We start from the raw sequence: 16,598 nt of genomic DNA, 5'->3' as shown, positions 1-16,598 counted from the left end.
GTTCATGGTCATCGCACGGCGGTTCGTGGTCACACCCGCCTCCCGATCTCGTGGTCGCCCTCGTGGTCCTCCACGATTGCGCTCGGCCCACCCGCCCCAGAAGGCTGAGGAGCGCACATGCGCCACCGTCCCCACGAAGGTGGCGCGCAGGCGGACATAGGGGAAACGGTTGCTCAGCTCATCGCGGACCACACGCCCCGGCACGCCCGACTCCGCGGCCCGGATACCCGTGGCGGTGCACGCCGCGGACCCGATCTCACGCGAGGGGGCGGTCAGCCAGCTGCGCCGGTTCCCGGAGATCGACCTGCGGGAGGAGACGGGGTCCGGTCCCGGCACGGTGGCCCTGCTCATCGATGACGTGCTCGACGACGCGGCGCTGACCCGGCTGCGCCGGCTCGTGCGCAGCGAGGGCGCGCGGGCGGTGCTCGTGGTGGGCGCCCTGCGGGAGACGGAACTGCTCGACGTGATCGAGTGCGGGGTCGGTGCCATCGTGTGGCGGCGGGAGGCCACGGCGACCCGACTGGTGCAGGCCGTGCTCGCGGCCGCCCGCGGCGACGGCGACCTGCCCGCCGACCTGCTCGGCCGGCTCATCAACCAGGTGGGCACCCTGCACCGCGGCGCTGCCGGCCGTACCGGCGCCCCGGTCTCGGGGATGACACCGCGTGAGGTGGACGTGCTGCGCCTGGTCGCCGAGGGGTTCGACACCGGTGAGATCGCCAGCAAGCTGTCCTACTCCGAACGCACCGTCAAGAACGTGATGCACGGGCTGACCACCCGACTGCACCTGCGCAACCGGGCGCACGCCGTGGCGCATGCCCTGCGGGAAGGCTACATCTGACCGAACGGGCATCCGGATCCGCCCCCACGGGCAGCGCCCTCTGCCCCGCCGCCGTCCCCGGCGTTCCTGCGGGCCCGGGGTCACGGAGGGCAGGATCGCGGAGGGCGACAGGTGACGGGCGGGACGAGCGGGGCGGAAGCGGGAGCGCAGCGGTGATGCACCAGGGACGAGCGGGTCGACGGTGATCCACGAGGTGGACGAGGTCCTCAAGAGCCTGCTGAGCGGCGGTGCGCTGGCCGGCTCCGGCATCGACATCGCCCTGGACGCCCCGACCCGGGACTGGGCCGCCCGCCGCAACGCGCCCACGGTCAACGCCTACCTCTACGACATCCGTGAGGACGTCAACCGCCGCCAGCGGGGACAGCTCCCGGTCCGGGACGAGCGGGACATCGTCGTCAAGCGCCGTCAGCCGCCGCGCTGGTTCCGGCTGTCGTACCTGGTGACGGCCTGGACGAAGCAACCCCAGGACGAGCACCGGCTGCTGTCCGCCGTGCTGGCCACACTCATCCCGCGCGAGTTGCTGCCACCCTCCGAACTCCCGGGGTCGCTGGCCGCGTTGGGCATGACGATCCCGGTGTCGGTGGCCGGTATCCAGACCGAGTCGCGCTCCCTCGCGGAGATCTGGTCCGCGCTCGGCGGCGAACTCAAGCCGTCCCTGGACCTGGTGATCACCGCGCCCTTCCCGGCCTACCCCGAGTACGACGCCGGGCCGCCCGTCACCGAGGGCGCCGCTGTACGGATGAGCGGCCTGGACGGCACGCCCGGCACGGAGGAACGCGCGCACAGCCCCCGGCAGGTGGCGGCGGCCGAGGAGGCCCGCAGGAGAGCCCGGCGCATCACGGGACGGGGACGGAGACCGGCGCCGTGACCACCCGGACCTCCGAGACGGCCCCCGCCACCGCCCTCCTCACCCGCCTGACCGAACTGCGGCACCGGGCCGCCCTGCTGGTCGAGCACCGGTCGGCCGACGACCCCACGGCCGGCGACCCGCTGCGCGGCCTGTACCTGTCGGACGAGGCCGTACGGCATCTGCTGCGCCCGCCCGAGCCGCTGCCGCTCGGCTGCCCCGACCCGGACGGTCCGCCCGGCGACCGGCTGGCCGAGCTGTCCGCCCGGCTCGGCCTGACCGAGCTGGACAGCGCGCTGCTCCTGATCGCCCTCGCCCCGGACCTGGACCGGGGTTTCGAGCCGCTGTACGGCTACCTCAACGACGACGTCAGCAGGCGGCGGGCCACCGTGGCCCTCGCCCTCGACCTGTGCGGCGTCCCCGTCCACCTGGCCGAGGCCCGGGCCCGGCTGCGTCCCACGGCCCCGCTGACCACGCTCGGGCTGCTCACCGTGGAGGAGCCCGAACGGCCCTTCCTCAGCCGCTCCCTGCGGGTGCCGGACCGGCTCGTGGCGCATCTCCTCGGCGACGACACCCCTGACGCGGCACTCGCCGGGCACCTCCATCCGCTGCCGCACACCGGCCCCGGCGACGACGGGGAGTTCACCCGCTTCACCGGCCTGCTGGCCGCCCGCCTCACCACCGGGACACCCCTCACCGCGTACGTCCGGGAGCGCCACGAGGGCGACGGGCTCCCCGGCGTCACCACCGCCCTGCGGAGCGCGGGCGTCCCGGCCGTACGGTTCTCGGGCCCCGAGGACCGGGTCCCGGATCTGCTGCGCGAGGCCCGGCTGGGCGGACTCGCGGTCGTCGTCACCGGGCTCCCGGATCAACCCGGTGCGCTGCTCCGGCAGTTGACCGCGGCGGACGACGTGCCCGTGCTGGTCACCGGAACGCGCCCGTACGACCCCGGGTGGTGCGACGGGGACCCGCTGGTCCTGGACGCTCCCCCGCGGCGTGCGGGTGCGGTGCGGGCCTGGGCGGCCGCCCTCGGCGGGGAGCCGGAGTTCGACCTGGCCGAAACCGTCGCCCCGTATCGCCTCGCCGGTGACCACATCACCCGTGCCGCCCGTGCGGCCCGTGACCTCGCGGCGTTCGAGAACGTCCCGCTCTCCCCCGCCCATCTGCGTCTCGCCGCCCGCCGGCAGTCCGCCTCCGGTCTTGAGCGGCACGCCCGGCGGATCCGGCCCGCCGTCGACTGGCGGGACCTCGTCCTGCCCGAGGGGCCTCTGTCCCAGCTGCGGGAGCTCTCCCTGCGCGCCCGCCATCGCGACCGGGTCCTCGGTGACTGGCGGCTCAGCGCCGGCGGCGGCCGGGGCCGGGGTGTCCTCGGCCTGTTCGCGGGCGACTCCGGCACCGGCAAGACGCTCTCGGCGGAGGTGGTGGCGGCCGATCTCGGCCTCGATCTGTACGTCGTCCAGCTGTCGTCCGTTGTGGACAAGTACGTCGGGGAGACCGAGAAGAACCTCGAACGCATCTTCACCGAGGCCGACCGCACCGACGCGGTCCTGCTCTTCGACGAGGCCGACGCCGTGTTCGGCAAGCGGTCCGAGGTGAAGGGCGCGCACGACCGGTACGCCAACCTGGAGAGCTCCTACCTGCTCCAGCGGCTGGAGTCCTTCGACGGCATCGCGCTGCTCACCACCAACCTGCGCGCCAACATCGACGAGGCGTTCACCCGGCGCCTGGACCTGGTGGTCGACTTCCCGTTCCCGGACGCCGGGCAGCGCCTCGCCCTGTGGCGGCACAGCCTGTCGCACGTGCCCGGCGGGGACGCCATCGAACCGGGCCCGGTGGCCCAGGACTTCGAGCTGGCGGGCGGCTCCATCCGCAGCGCCGTGGTGACCGCCGCGTACCTGGCCGCCGGGCGCGGGGGGAAGGTCACGGCGGGCGACCTCCTGGAGGGCGCCCGCCGCGAGTACCGCAAGGCCGGCCGCCTGGTGCCGGGGGAAGGCACCTGGTAGCCGCCCCGCGGCGTCAGCTCTCTGACGGCTTCACGATGTCCCATTCCTGGTCGTCCGTGTTGGAGCAGTCGAAGAGAGTCAGGTTGGCGCCCTCGCCCCCGGTGCTGTAGCCGGCCACGTCCAGGCACTTGTTGTTGCTGGCGAAGTTGCGGATCCAGTAGGCGCCGCTCGGCTGCTTGTCGATCCACCACAGCTGGTTGTCGCGGGTCGTGCCGTCACAGGTGTACTTGGTGATCGGGGACCGCACGGCAGCCGCCCCGTAGTCGGGCAGGTCCACGCAGAGCTGCTGCTCCTTGACGTTGCGGATCAGGAAGAGCGCGTGGCCGCCCGGCCCCTTGTCCGGTTCCGTCACCTCGAGGTTCCACCGCTGGGTGCCCTGCGGGGACTCGTTGCACGTGTACTGATGCGGGCGGCCGTCGTCCTTGTCGGCGCCCGGCAGGCCGACGCACATCTTGGTGGTGGTGTTGCGCAGCAGGATGTTCTCCGCCGGCACCACGGGCTTGGGCGGCTTCTTGGTCTGCTTGGGCTCGCCGCCTCCGCCGCCCCCGCCGCCCTCCGGCTGCTGCGGAGTCGGCGACGGTGGCGGCGGGGCCGAGGTGAGGGCGGGGGTGGGGGTCGGTGACGGCGCGAGCGTGCTGCCCGCCTCGACGGCGGCCCCGGGGTTGGCCTTGCTGACGACGGCGGGCTTGTAGGTGATCCACAGCATGAGGAACGTGAACGCGAGGGCGAACAGGATCCCGAAGCAGGTCGCCAGCCATCGCGGCAGGAACCCCCGCTGGACGAACGTCCCCTCCACGGGCAGCGGTTCGGCGCCCGAGCGCTGGACCGTGAGGGTGTAGGGCCGCTGCTCCTTCGAACCGAACCAGATGATGTTCTTCGGCTTGAGCGTGGCCTTGACGAACGCGGCCCGGCCCGGCTCGATCTGCACGTTGCCCGGCTGGAGGTCGTAGGACAGCTCGTCGCCGTTGTCGCTGCCGCCGAGGGACGCGGTGAGCCTGGTGTTGCCCACGTTGTCGACCGCGAGCCGGGGCCGCCCGCGCAGCCGCCCCTTGACCGTGGGCGGCACCAGTTCCGCCCGCACCTCCGTGAACGGGGTGATGGTCAGGTTCCCCTCGGGGACGGTCGTCGCCTCGGGGTGCTCGGTCGGCGTGATGCGCACCGCGTACGGGTTGGGTCCCGCGGTGGCGTCGGGGGTGCGCGGCGGGGCGAACGTCAGCTCCACCGTGCCGGTCGTGCCGGGGTAGAGGCGCAGGGTCGCCGGTTCGACCGTCGTCCAGGGGGCGACGGGCCCGACCGGTTCGAAGCGGTATTCGTCGACGACGTCGCCGGTGTTGCGCAGGCGCAGCCGGACGCGCGTCACGCTGCCCGGATCGACGGTCGCGGACGCGGGTTCCAGGGATGTCCACAGGCTCACTGTCGCGACGCTAGCCGGGGGCCGACGGCGCGTCAGGAAGCGTCGGGGCACGATGACATGACCGAACGGGCCATTGCCCGGGGCCGTCAGGTCCGGGGCGTCTGCTCCCCGGTCGCCGTGAGGATGAACTGGGCGTAGGAGTCGGCGTTCATGAGGGCGCGCCGGCCCAGGGCGTACCAGTTGGCCTGCTTGGGCCGGAACGTCTGCTCGTCCTTGCCGGTGAACTCCTTGGGGTCGCGCACCTTGCGCCGGTCCAGCACCGAGGGCTCCATCGCCGCCGTCACCTCCGCGTCCGCCGTGGCCAGGAAGTCGTCCTCCTTCACCTCCTCGAAGTACGGGCTGTACTGGAAGTCGAGGGTGCCGGCGAACCGGTGGGTGGCCTCGTGGACGATGTACCAGGCGTTCTGGCCGCGCTCCAGCAGGTGGATGGGGCCGGAGCGCTCCAGCATCGGCGGCAGTTCCTCGCTGGTCTTGCGGTGGCCGAGGTTGAACAGGCCCGCGAGGTTCTCGGACAGGTTCCCGTCGACCCAGGCGGTGGCGTTGCCCGGGACGCCGGGCACTCCGCTGCCGACCAGGGCGATCTGCGCGCCCTGGGCGTTGAGCCCGGCCTGGATGCGCCGGACGACCTCGATGATGTGCGGCAGGAAGGCCCCGAGCTGCTGGGCCGGCACGCTGCGGAACAGCGGGAAGCCCGACTGAAGGGCGGCCAGCAGCGGACCGCCGGGGGTGTCGCCGGCCGCCTTCAGCAGCTGGAGCGCCGTGGCGATGCGGTGTTTGGCCTCGGCGACCGCGCGGCCGGTGCCCGTGGTGAGGCGGGCGAGATCGCGTTCCGGGATGCTGCCCTTGGTGGAGAACGCGACGTTCTCACTGCTGTGGAGCTGTTCGGTTGCGTCGTCGTAGCGGTCACCGGGGCGGGGCTTGCGCCGGGGGTCCAGGCCCAGGTCGCCGGAGGTCTTGAGGGTCGCGGGGTCGTCACCGCTGCGCCACCGGTAGTGGGGGCGTTCGCGCTCGTCCTGGACGCTGGCGCCCTGGTCGAACGTCCACACCGTGCGCTGCACCGTCCCCGCCCGCGGCACACCGCCGGCCTGTCCTGCGGTGCCCTCGTCCGGTGACCGCTGCACGGCCGGGACCGGCCCGTTCATCACCCGCCGGGCGTTGTCCACCGCGTGCCGTTCACCCGAGTCGTTCTCTTCCGAGACCCGCACTCCGGCGCCGTTGTCCGTGCCGGGGACGGGGCCGGTCATCTGGTCCTGGTAGTGGGTGAGTTCGTGCGCCCAGTCCTCCTTGGTCAGCGGCGCGCCCTCGACGATGTGGGCCCCGGAGGTGTACGCCTTGGCGCCCAGTTCCGCCGCCGACTCCTGGGCGAGGGGCCCCTTGTGCACGCGTACGCCGCTGAAGTCGGCTCCGCCGAACCGGGCCTCCATCTCGGTCCGCAGCCCGGCGTCCATGCCCTGCCCCGGGCTGTTCAGCACGTCGTGCACCAGGGCGCGGCGCTGCACGGAGGGGGTGTGCCCGCAGGTCCCGTCGTGCTCGTGCCGCTCCTGTTCGACGGCACGGGTCACGGCCGCGTTGCCCGCCATGCGCTGCAGGTCCAGCATCCGGTGGGCCGGCGCGCCGGGGGCGTCCGCCCGGCGGTCGTCCCGGCCGGCGGCCCGCCCGCCCCGTGTTCCGTGTGCGTGCACGGCGTTCCCCTCGATGATCTGCTCCCGACCCGTCAGCTGTACCCGCCCGCGCGGTGACACGGGAGGTCCGGGAGGGCAGACGCGGGGGCAGAGCCGCCCTGCCGGGGTCCGGGGGCGCCTTCGGTCCTGTCCTCGCGGGCAACGGGATTGCCCCCGCTCCGGCACCGGAGGCCGTTTCGGTGGCGGTCGGGCGCGCGCGAGGGTGAGTGGTGTTCGTGTCTCGTACCCCGAGGAGAGCAGAGCATGCCGTCCTACCTGTCGCCCGGCGTCTACGTCGAGGAGGTGGCCAGCGGCTCGCGCCCGATCGAGGGGGTGGGGACGTCGGTGGCTGCCTTCGTGGGGCTCGCGCCGACCGGTCCCCTGAACGAGCCGACGCTGGTGACCAACTGGACGCAGTACGTGGCGGCCTTCGGTGAGTTCACCGACGGGTACTACCTCGCGCACTCCGTCTACGGCTTCTTCAACAACGGTGGTTCCGCCGCGTACGTCGTCCGCGTGGGCGGCTCCCCCGAGGGCGCTCCCGTCGACGCGGAGCGGGGCCCCGCCGCCGTCACCGGCCGTTCGAACGCCCCGGCCGCGCTGCCGGCGGGCGAGCCGAAGCAGCTCGGCACGTTCTCCGTCACCGCCGTGGCACAGGGCGACCTGAGCGTCGAGGTCGCGGACCCCGAGGGCGAGGGCCCCGCAGAGCGGTTCAGGCTGATCGTGAAGGACGACGGCAAGCCGGTCGAGACGTTCGACGTGACCGCCAAGAAGGGCGGCCGCAACTACGTCGTCACGCAGGTCAAGGAGCGCTCCAAGCTCATCACCGTCGCCGAGGCCGCGCCGGCCGCGCAGCTGGCCCGCCCGGACAACCAGACGGTGGCCCTGGCGGCCCCGGCTCCCGCGCCCGCCGCCGCCCCCGCCGAGCGCGCGGACACCTCGCAGCCGGGCCCGGCCCAGTACCTCGGCGACTCCGCCGACCGCACGGGCTTCGGCGGTCTGGAGGCGGTCGACGAGATCTCCATGGTCGCGGTGCCCGACCTGATGGCCGCCTACCAGCGCGGCTCGATCGACCTGGAGGCCGTCAAGGCGGTCCAGCTCGGGCTGATCGCGCACTGCGAGCTGATGGGCGACCGGGTCGCCGTCATCGACCCGCCGCCGGGCCTGAACGCCCGCCAGATCCGCGTCTGGCGCCAGGAGACCGCCGGGTACGACTCCAAGTACGCGGCCCTGTACTACCCCTGGATCAAGACCTTCGACCCGTCCGGCGGCCACACCCGGCTGATTCCGCCGAGCGGCCACGTCGCCGGCATCTGGGCGCGCAGCGACGCCGAGCGCGGCGTGCACAAGGCGCCCGCCAACGAGGTCGTCCGCGGTGCGGTGGACCTGGAGACCCAGATCACCCGCGGCGAGCAGGACCTGCTCAACCCCATCGGGGTCAACTGCATCCGCGCCTTCCCGGGCCGCGGCATCCGCGTCTGGGGCGCCCGCACCCTGTCCTCCGACCCGGCCTGGCGCTACCTCAACATCCGCCGGTACTTCAACTACCTGGAGGAGTCGATCCTGATCGGCACCCAGTGGGTGGTGTTCGAACCGAACGACCACAACCTGTGGGCCCGGATCCGCCGCAACATCTCGGCGTTCCTGGTCAACGAGTGGCGCAGCGGGGCGCTCTTCGGGCAGCGGCCCGAGGAGGCGTACTACGTCAAGTGCGACGAGGAGACCAACCCGCCCGAGTCGGTCGACGTCGGCCGGGTCGTCTGCGAGATCGGCATCGCCCCGGTCAAGCCCGCCGAGTTCGTGATCTTCCGGCTGGCCCAGTTCTCCAGCGGCAACGGGGAGCTGGAGGAGTAACCGCCCCCGGCCCCCGGCCCCGCCCTCTCGTACCCCCCTCACGACCTCTGTCACAAGGACATCCCACACATGAGTCTCCAGCCGGGTGACGCCCTCACCTCACACAACTTCGGCCTCCAGATCGACGGTGTGATGGTCGAGTACCTCGCCGAGGTCAGCGGCCTCACCCTCGAGCAGGACGTCATCACCTACCAGCAGAACACCGCGCAGGGCAGGTCCGGTGTGGCCCTGCTGCCGGGCGTGCAGAAGAACGGGCAGTGCACCGTCGTGCGCGGCATGACCCAGTCGGCGTCGTTCACCCAGTGGATCAACGACTCCATCGCCGGCCGGATGGCCACGGCCCGCAAGAACGCGTCGATCATCATGATGGACTTCGAGGACAACCCGGTGAAGCGGTACAACCTGCGCAACGCCTGGTGCAGCAAGATCGACACGAGCACGGTGAAGGCCGGCGAGGCGGCCGCCCTCACGGAGACCGTCACGATCGTGTTCGAAGAACTGGTCATCGAGTAATGCGGCGTACGGCTGCGAGGGCGGGCGGGGCCGCGGGCGTTCCGGAGGCACCGGGCGCCGCGGAGCCCGGGCCGGAACAGGTCCCGGACTCGGCCGCCCCCGCGCAGGCCCCGCTCCTCCCGCAGGACCACCTGCGCACCGAGTTCCCCTTCCAGCTGCCGCGCGGCTACGTCGACGACTCGGGCACCGTCCACCGGGACGGCGTCATGCGCCTGTCGACGGCGAGGGACGAACTGGTCCCGCTGCGGGACGTCCGCGTCCAGGAGAACCCGGCGTACCTGTCGGTGGTGCTGCTGGGCCGGGTCATCACCCGGCTCGGCACGCTGCCGATGGTCCACGACGGGATCGTGGAGAACATGTTCGCCTCCGACCTGGCGTTCCTTCAGGACTTCTACCGACAGATCAACGCGGAGGGGCACACCCGCGCGGCCGTGCGGTGCCCCCACTGCACGGAGCACTTCGAGGTGGAACTCGGCGGGAGCCGCCTGGGGGAATCGTGACGTACGCGACCGACCGGCTGCACGAGGAGATCGCGTACGTCGCCTACCACTTCCACTGGAGCATGGACGAGATCCTGGACCTGGAACACCACGACCGCCGCCGCTTCACCAACGAGATCGCGTCCTTGGTGACGCGTGCCGGGTCGGAGGGCTGAGGGATGGGGTTCCTGGGGCGGTTGCGGGGGCGCGGGAACGGGACGGAGGCCTCCGGCTCCGGTGGCGGCGAGGTGGTGTCGTCCGGGGGTGAGGTGGTCGCCGGGGCTGCGGAGCGGCCCGATGCCGGTACGGGTGTGTCGGGCGCGGGGGCGGATGCCGGTACGGGTGTATCGACCGTGGGGGCGGATGCCGGCCCTGTGGTGACGGCCTCCTGGTCAGGGCTGCCGCCGATCCGGCGTGCGCTGGCTTCGGGGCGGGAGTCCGGGGTCGCGGACGCGGGCTTCGGCGGGCGGTTGCCGACGTGGCAGAACCCGTCGTTCATGGGCATGGCGTCCCACGCGGTCCTGGACGGGCAGTCCAGTGCCCTACTGGGCGACGCACCGCACCCGACCTCGGGCCGCCCGGTGTCGGGCCTAGAACGCCGCGGGGGTGCGCTGCCGTTGGTGCCGTTGGTGCCTTCGGTGCCGTCGGCGGGTTCGGAGCCGGTACCGCAGCGGTCACCGGCGGTGCCGTTGCGTGCGCTTGCGCCCAGGGAGCCTGGGGTTGCCGGGGGACGTGGGGTTGCCGGAGCCGTGGCGGACGCTGCCCGGGGTGGTCTCGGGGGCACCGGAAACGGGCCCGTGGTGCAGAGGGTGGCCAGTGGCGCGCAGGGTGGTCGCCGGGGTGTGGAGAACGGCCCTGCCGGGCGGCAGACGCGTGGCGGCACGCCGGGCGGCCCCCCGGGCACGGGGAACGGACCGGTGGCGCAGCGGACGGCCAATGGCGCGCAGGGGGGTCGAAGGGGCGCCGACAACGGCCCTGCCGGGCAGCGGGCGCGTGGTGGCACACCGGGCGGTCCTGCGGGCACCGGAAACGGGCCCGTGGTGCAGAGGGTGGCCAGTGGCGCGCAGGGTGGTCGCCGGGGTGTGGAGAACGGCCCTGCCGGGCGGCAGACGCGTGGCGGCACGCCGGGCGGCCCCCCGGGCGCCGGGAACGGGCCGGTGGTGCAGCGGGCGGCCAGTGGTACGCCGACTGCGTCCGTTGCCTCGTCGCCGGGGGCGGTGAGTGGGGTGAGGCCATCCCCCCTGGCCGCTTCCACCGGCCGTGGCACGGCCGCGACTCCCAGCAGTGGCGTGCCCGCTGACACCGGCCGTGACGCGGTGCCTTCCACCGACGGTGGCGTTGTGCCTTCCACCGGCGGTAGCGCGGCGCCCTCCACTGGCCGTGGCGTTGCGCCTTCCACCGGCCGTAGCGCGGCGCCCTCCCCCGGCCGTGACGTCGCGCCCTCCACCGACCATGGCACTGGCCCGGTCACCCGGCCGGGCCCCTCGCCCGCCCCGACCGGCACGCCGTCGGCCGCGCCGCCCACCGCTGCTGCCGCCGGTGCCGCGCGCTCGGGCCGGGCCCTGAGCGCTTCGACGCCCGTGGTCAGGCCCATCCCCGCGGCTGCGCCGAGCTCCCCGGCCGCCGACCCCGCGCACCCCGGCCGCGAGAGGGGTGTGAGCGCCACGCCGCCCACAGTCACGCCCTCCCCCTCGGCCGCGCCACGATCCCCCGCCGCCACGCCCGAGCTCCCGGGCCGGCGGACGAGTGGCTCGACATCTCCTGCTCCCGACTCAGCGCTGGGAACCCACTCGGCGTCGCCGCGCACCGCGTCCGACGGCACTGCTGCCGCGCCGTCCGCATCCGGACTTCGAATCACCCCGGTGCCGACGAACCAGCCGCCCCGGTCGGGGTCGTTGACGAGGACGTCGGCGGCCGCGACTCCGGTACAGCGACGGACGCTGCCGACGGCACGTGGAGCGGGCAGGCCCTCCGAGAGCGGCAAGGCGGGTCGGCCTCCGGCGACAACTGACGGCGGACAAGCGCAAGTTCCCACCACCCCGATGGCCGCATCGCCCGAGTCGCACACCATCGCCCCGGCTTCGACCAGCCGACCCGCCGACCCCACACCGGAGTTGAGCGCCTCCGGCCCGACCGAGGACGTAAAGATCCCGCCAACGGCCCCGGCGCCGAGCAGCCCTACGGCAGCACAGCCCCGCATCGCGACCAGGCCCCAGAGCGCGCGATCCGACTCCCAGGTGCCGGTGCAGCGCACGCCCTCCCGGCCCGACGGCAACTCGGCCGCACAGCCCGGCATCCCCGCGACCGACCCCGGCGGGAGCCCCCGAACGACGCCGCCCGGCTCCCCTCAAACTTCGGTACAGCGCACACCCCGCCCGGCAACACCGCCCAGCACCCCCGCACCCGAGCCCGAGCCCGACCGGAACCTCCCCACCACGGCACCCGTCTCCCCTGACGTCTCGGTGCAGCGGTCGCCCCTCCCACCCACCGGCAGCAACTCCGCGGCGCAGCCCAACACCCCGGAGCCCCGATCCGGCGGCGTCCCGGCACAGCGTGCGACCGCGGTCCGGCGCGACGCGGTGCGCGACCACGGCCGAAGCACACCCGGGAACGGCCACGTGCCGTCGGCTCCGGCCCCCTCCGGCCCCACGGCCGCGACCCCGGGGTTCAACACGCACGCCGACAACCACCCGCCCGCTACGGAAGCCCCCGCACAGCCACTCGCCGGCCCGGCCAAGCCCACAGACCCGGCCGGACCGCAACGCCCCACGGCAGGACCCGCCCAGCAACCCCCCGGCGGGCCCACGTCTCCGCCCCCGACCGAAATGCCCCGCCCCGCCCCCGGCAACCCCGCGCACGCGAACACCCCCTCACCCTCCGCCAGGACAGCGCGCGCAACCCCCGACGTCCCCAGTGGACTCCCCGCCGTCCAGCGCAGCCCGGCCGCCTCCGGCCCGTCGCCCCACAACCCGGCCATCACCAGCCGTACGACGCCCGACAGCCCCAGCTCCGCACTCACCCGCACCACCGGCAGCGGTGCGGCGCCCAGCCCTGCACCGCGGCCCGGCGAGCAACCCCACAGCACGACACCCCGAGCCGTCAGAGCACCTCACACCCAGAGCACCCCCGCCACTCCCCAACGGGTGACGGTCAAGCCCGCCAAGCCGGTGCCCCCGGTCTCGGCCACGCCACCCAAGCCCACACCCCCGGCCGCCACACCCTCGGTCCAGCGCAGCACCACCCCCACCCCCCTCGCCTCGGCCTCGGCGCCCCTCTCACCGAACGGCCCACCCCCACCACTCCCCCTCCCCCCTCACGCAACCTCGACGCCAACTCGCCCACCCCCCGCCGCTTCCCCCTCGGCGCCCCCGTACCGACCACCCCCACCCACGCGCCCCCGCTGCCCGCAGACGCCCCACCCCACCCGGCACCCCAACCCTCCGTGCAAAGCGCCCCGGCCCCACAACCCCCCTCCACGCCCCTCCCCGTCGTCCAGACCCTCTTCCGCAAGAAGCCCAAACCCGCACCCGAAGCCGCGCCCCCCTCAGCCACGGGCGCCCTCGCCGCGGCCGCCGCAGCCACGGTCGCCACCACCCTCACCAACCGAACCGCGCCACAGCCCGCCGACCGCTCCGGCCCCCCACCCCCCTACACACCCCCGGCCGACCCACCGCCCCCGCCCGCCTACACGGAAGTCCCCACCGGCTCCTTCGACCCCCGTGAGCTGACCGACTTCCAGCTGGACGAACTCGTGCACCGCATCATCGGCCGCATCACCCGCCTGATCCGCACGGAACTGCGCCTGGACCGCGAACGCATCGGCCGGCTCCGCGACCCCCGCCACTGACCGGTCACCCGCCCCGGAACGCACGACAAGAAACGACAGAAAGGCCCACCCGCGATGTCCCGCCAGGATCCGGGCTCCACCATCTGGTTCACCCTCAGCATCGACGGCGAGAGCCTCGGCTACTTCAACGGATGCGAAGGGCTGTCCTCGCAGGTGGAGATCGAGCAGCGCCAGGAAGGCGGCAACAACGGCTTCGTCTGGCAGCTGCCGACCCGCGTGTCGTTCTCGACGATCCGGCTGACCCGGCCGCTCACCCCGGACACCACCAAGGTCGCCAAGTGGATCTCGTCGCTGCAGACCGGCATCAAGCGGCCCACCGCCCAGATCGCGGCGCTGCGCGCCGACGGGTCGGAGGTCGCGCGGTGGGGCCTCATCGACGTGCTGCCGGTGAGCTGGACCGGACCCACCCTCGACCCGGCCAACCCGGCCGTGGCGACCGAGGTGCTGGAGATCACCCACCACGGGTTCACGGACTGAGCGAGGGGAGGACGGGACACCATGGCCAAGGGCAGCAAGAGGGGCGCGGGCAAGAGCCTCATCCGCGCCACGCTCGCCATTCACGAACCGCCGAAGGGCAAGAGCAGGACGCCCGGCGGGATCATCAAGACGTTCGACTTCGACTTCAACCCGGCGCAGCTGTCGCTGAGCCGCCGCGCCCAGTGGAAGGCGACCCCGGCGCAGACCGAACGGGTCGGCCCGCTCCCGGAGTTCATGGGGGCGGAGCCGCGCGAGATGGCCGTCGAGATCTTCCTCGACTCCTCCGACGAGCCGACCAGCAACTCCGTGATGAAGAAGGTCGACTCGCTGCTCGCCTGCTGCGAGGTGACGACGAAGAGCATCGCCGCCAAGCAGCCCTCGCCGCCGTGGGTCGTCTTCCAGTGGGGGTCGTTCTCGACGGCCCGGTTCACGGCGTACGTCAGCTCCGTGTCGGCCGACTACACGCTGTTCTCGACGACGGGCGTGCCCATCCGCGCCACCTGCCGGGTGCAGCTGCACGAGATCCCGATGAAGACCAAGGGGCAGAACCCGACCTCGGGTGCGCTCACCGCGCAGCGCGTGCACCGGGTCGTGGCGGGCGACTCGCTCCAGTCGCTGGCCTGGCGGGAGTACGGCAACGCGGCCGCCTGGCGTTCCATCGCCGAGGCCAACGGCATCGACGACCCGTCGCGGCTGCCGACGGGTGTCGAACTCGTGCTGCCGGCCACCGAGGAGGTGCGTTCCTGATGGTGCAGTCCTCGTTCGTCAGCGTCGTCGACGTGAAGATCGGCGGCGCCCCGCTGCCGCCCGAGTTCGTCCCGGACCTGGTGGAGAGCTACGTCGACCAGGGGGTCGGCGTCCCGGCCGCGTTCCGGCTGACGTTCCGCGACCCGTACCGGCTGCTGCTGGGCAAGCTGGGCATCACCTTCGGCACCGAGGTGGTGTTCGCGCCGGTGGCCGACGGCGAGGGCGCCGCCGATCCGCTGCTGACCGGCGAGGTCACGGGTCTGGAGGCCGACTACGACGGCACCGGCAGCTACACCGTCGTGCGCGGCTACGACTTCGGGCACCGCCTGCTGCGCCAGCGCCGGGTGGCGGCGTACCGCAACCAGAGCGCCTCGGACATCGCCCGCAAGCTCGCCGGCAAGGACGGCGTGCCGATCGGGAAGATCGAGTCGACGAAGACGGTGTACGAGTTCATCAGCCAGTCCAACGTCACCGACTGGGACTTCCTCGCGCGGCTCGCCGACGAGAACGAGATGGCCATGTCGGTGGACGCGGACGGCACGTTCCAGTTCGTGCGGCCCAAGTCGGCCTCCGGGGCGCCCTCCCCGAACACCGACGGCGACAAGAGCCCGTTCGTCCTCCAGGGCGGGCACGACATCCTGCGCCTGCGGGCCGCGGTGACGGCCGCCGACCAGGTGGCCAAGGTCGAGTCGCGGGGGTGGGACGTGACCACCAAGAAGAAGCTGACCGCCACCGCGCCCGCGACCGGCAATCCCGGCATCACCATCGGCACCACCCCGGGCGCGGCGGCGGGGAAGTTCAAGGCCGCGACGCTCGTGGAGACGGGCACGCCCTACGACAAGCAGAGCGAGGTGAAGTTCGCGGCCGACGCCCTCGCCGACGACGTCACCGGCTCGTTCGCCGAGCTGGAGGTCGTCGCGCGCGGAAACCCCAAGCTGCGCCCGGGAGTTCCGGTCGCGCTGGCGGACGTGGGCGTGCCCTTCGAGGGCAAGTACACCGTCACCTCGGTGCGGCACGACTTCGGCGACGGCAGGCACTACGAGGCGTGGGTGACGGTCAGCGGACGGCAGTGGCGCTCACTGTTCGGGCTGGCCTCGGGCGGAACGCCCGCCGCGCCCCGGCTGCCCGGCGTGGCCAACGCGCTCGTCACCGACGTGAACGACCCGCTCAAGCAGGGGCGGGTGCGGCTGCAGTTCCCGTGGCTGGACGACACGTACGTCAGCGACTGGACGCGGACCGTGCAACTGGGTGGTCTGGGCGGCGGCGGGGTGTTCCCGATGGACGTCAACGACGAGGTGCTGGTCGCGTTCGACCGGGGCGCCCTGGACCATCCGTTCGTGATCGGCGGGCTCTACAACGGGCGGGACAAGCCGACGGCCGTCGGTGACGTGCCGCTGCACGACACCGTCCGCAAGAAGGCGAGCCGGCACACCGTCTCCGACCGGGACGGCAACCGGATGGACCTGCTCAGCCAGAAGACGGGCCTGCGCAAGCAGGGCGTCCGGCTCGTGTCCGGCGACAAGCAGCTGACCATCAACCTGGACCGGACGAAGACCGAGATCACCGTGGACAGCAAGGGCTCGGTGACGATCAAGGGCAGCCGCTCGGTGTCGGTCGAGGCGGGCGGCGATCTCTCGCTGAGCGCCCGGCGCAGTCTCAGCATCAAGAGCGGCGGGCCTCTGACCATCCAGGGCGGCGGTCTGGTGAACGTGCGGGCCGCCGGGGCGATCAGCGTGAACGCGCTCGGCGCTCTGAACCTGGACGCGAAGGGCATCGCGAACCTCACCGGCGGCGGCACCGTGCAGATCAACTCCCTCGTCAACACGACGATCAAGGCCCCGACCACGCTCATCGGATCGAAGGTGTTCGGCGTCACCACCATCCCCGTCCCGATGCCGATCCCATGACCGTGACGGTG

13 protein-coding genes are annotated in these 16,598 nt (G+C 73.1%); 11 read left to right on the top strand and 2 right to left on the bottom strand.

Annotated elements, in window-relative coordinates; genetic code table 11:
* The first annotated feature begins 169 nt into the window (after positions 1 to 169).
* From QOL88_RS28680 to QOL88_RS28670, 3 genes are all read left to right on the top strand, one after another.
* Entirely contained in the window at positions 170 to 838 is a 669-nt protein-coding gene (locus QOL88_RS28680; protein ID WP_097221112.1) for a helix-turn-helix transcriptional regulator, read from the top strand.
* 181 nt (positions 839 to 1,019) lie between these two features.
* Positions 1,020 to 1,706, top strand: a complete 687-nt coding sequence (locus tag QOL88_RS28675) for a Pvc16 family protein (RefSeq protein WP_097221110.1) — start codon at positions 1,020 to 1,022, stop codon at positions 1,704 to 1,706.
* Complete coding sequence (locus QOL88_RS28670) at positions 1,703 to 3,688, top strand: ATP-binding protein (RefSeq protein ID WP_097221109.1); 1,986 nt, start codon at positions 1,703 to 1,705, stop codon at positions 3,686 to 3,688. Before QOL88_RS28675 ends, QOL88_RS28670 begins: the two co-directional genes overlap by 4 nt.
* Positions 3,689 to 3,701: 13 nt before the next feature.
* Here the strand turns inward: QOL88_RS28670 and QOL88_RS28665 are convergent, their stop codons facing one another.
* Both QOL88_RS28665 and QOL88_RS28660 read right to left on the bottom strand, forming a co-directional pair.
* On the bottom strand, positions 3,702 to 5,102 hold the full coding sequence (locus QOL88_RS28665) for an RICIN domain-containing protein (RefSeq protein ID WP_097221107.1): 1,401 nt from the start codon (positions 5,100 to 5,102) through the stop codon (positions 3,702 to 3,704).
* An 86-nt stretch (positions 5,103 to 5,188) separates the two neighbouring features.
* Complete coding sequence (locus QOL88_RS28660; RefSeq protein ID WP_143668899.1) at positions 5,189 to 6,784, bottom strand: eCIS core domain-containing protein; 1,596 nt, start codon at positions 6,782 to 6,784, stop codon at positions 5,189 to 5,191.
* Between the two features lie 243 nt (positions 6,785 to 7,027).
* Between QOL88_RS28660 and QOL88_RS28655 the strand changes: the two genes are divergently transcribed.
* From QOL88_RS28655 to QOL88_RS28620, 8 genes are all read left to right on the top strand, one after another.
* Positions 7,028 to 8,617: a phage tail sheath family protein gene (locus QOL88_RS28655; RefSeq protein ID WP_097221103.1), complete on the top strand. Its 1,590-nt coding sequence runs from the start codon at positions 7,028 to 7,030 to the stop codon at positions 8,615 to 8,617.
* A gap of 69 nt (positions 8,618 to 8,686) precedes the next feature.
* Entirely contained in the window at positions 8,687 to 9,130 is a 444-nt protein-coding gene (locus QOL88_RS28650; RefSeq protein ID WP_097221102.1) for a phage tail protein, read from the top strand.
* On the top strand, positions 9,130 to 9,630 hold the full coding sequence (locus QOL88_RS28645) for a hypothetical protein (protein ID WP_097221100.1): 501 nt from the start codon (positions 9,130 to 9,132) through the stop codon (positions 9,628 to 9,630). Before QOL88_RS28650 ends, QOL88_RS28645 begins: the two co-directional genes overlap by 1 nt.
* Positions 9,627 to 9,785, top strand: a complete 159-nt coding sequence (locus tag QOL88_RS28640; protein WP_097221098.1) for a DUF6760 family protein — start codon at positions 9,627 to 9,629, stop codon at positions 9,783 to 9,785. Before QOL88_RS28645 ends, QOL88_RS28640 begins: the two co-directional genes overlap by 4 nt.
* Positions 9,786 to 13,051: 3,266 nt before the next feature.
* Entirely contained in the window at positions 13,052 to 13,456 is a 405-nt protein-coding gene (locus QOL88_RS28635; protein ID WP_097221096.1) for an extensin, read from the top strand.
* A gap of 54 nt (positions 13,457 to 13,510) precedes the next feature.
* Positions 13,511 to 13,933: a phage tail protein gene (locus tag QOL88_RS28630; protein WP_097221094.1), complete on the top strand. Its 423-nt coding sequence runs from the start codon at positions 13,511 to 13,513 to the stop codon at positions 13,931 to 13,933.
* A 21-nt stretch (positions 13,934 to 13,954) separates the two neighbouring features.
* On the top strand, positions 13,955 to 14,680 hold the full coding sequence (locus QOL88_RS28625; protein ID WP_097221093.1) for a CIS tube protein: 726 nt from the start codon (positions 13,955 to 13,957) through the stop codon (positions 14,678 to 14,680).
* Positions 14,680 to 16,587 (top strand): VgrG-related protein, encoded by a 1,908-nt coding sequence (locus tag QOL88_RS28620; protein WP_097221091.1) that lies wholly within the window; start codon positions 14,680 to 14,682, stop codon positions 16,585 to 16,587. The genes QOL88_RS28625 and QOL88_RS28620 overlap by 1 nt, the downstream gene beginning before the upstream one ends.
* Positions 16,588 to 16,598 lie beyond the last annotated feature (11 nt).

The organism is Streptomyces sp. Ag82_O1-12, from assembly GCF_900182715.1.
Lineage (GTDB): Bacteria > Actinomycetota > Actinomycetes > Streptomycetales > Streptomycetaceae > Streptomyces > Streptomyces massasporeus.
Note: the sequence above shows the minus strand (reverse complement) of the source record. Positions and strands in the feature narration are given on the sequence as shown.

Bases quoted from the DNA above. Each gene is read 5' to 3' on its own strand.
- QOL88_RS28630 (WP_097221094.1), top strand. From the start codon at position 13,511: ATGTCCCGCCAGGATCCGGGCTCCACCATCTGGTTCACCCTCAGCATC.
- QOL88_RS28620 (WP_097221091.1), top strand. From the start codon at position 14,680: ATGGTGCAGTCCTCGTTCGTCAGCGTCGTCGACGTGAAGATCGGCGGC.
- QOL88_RS28645 (WP_097221100.1), top strand. From the start codon at position 9,130: ATGCGGCGTACGGCTGCGAGGGCGGGCGGGGCCGCGGGCGTTCCGGAG.
- QOL88_RS28650 (WP_097221102.1), top strand. From the start codon at position 8,687: ATGAGTCTCCAGCCGGGTGACGCCCTCACCTCACACAACTTCGGCCTC.
- QOL88_RS28625 (WP_097221093.1), top strand. From the start codon at position 13,955: ATGGCCAAGGGCAGCAAGAGGGGCGCGGGCAAGAGCCTCATCCGCGCC.
- QOL88_RS28655 (WP_097221103.1), top strand. From the start codon at position 7,028: ATGCCGTCCTACCTGTCGCCCGGCGTCTACGTCGAGGAGGTGGCCAGC.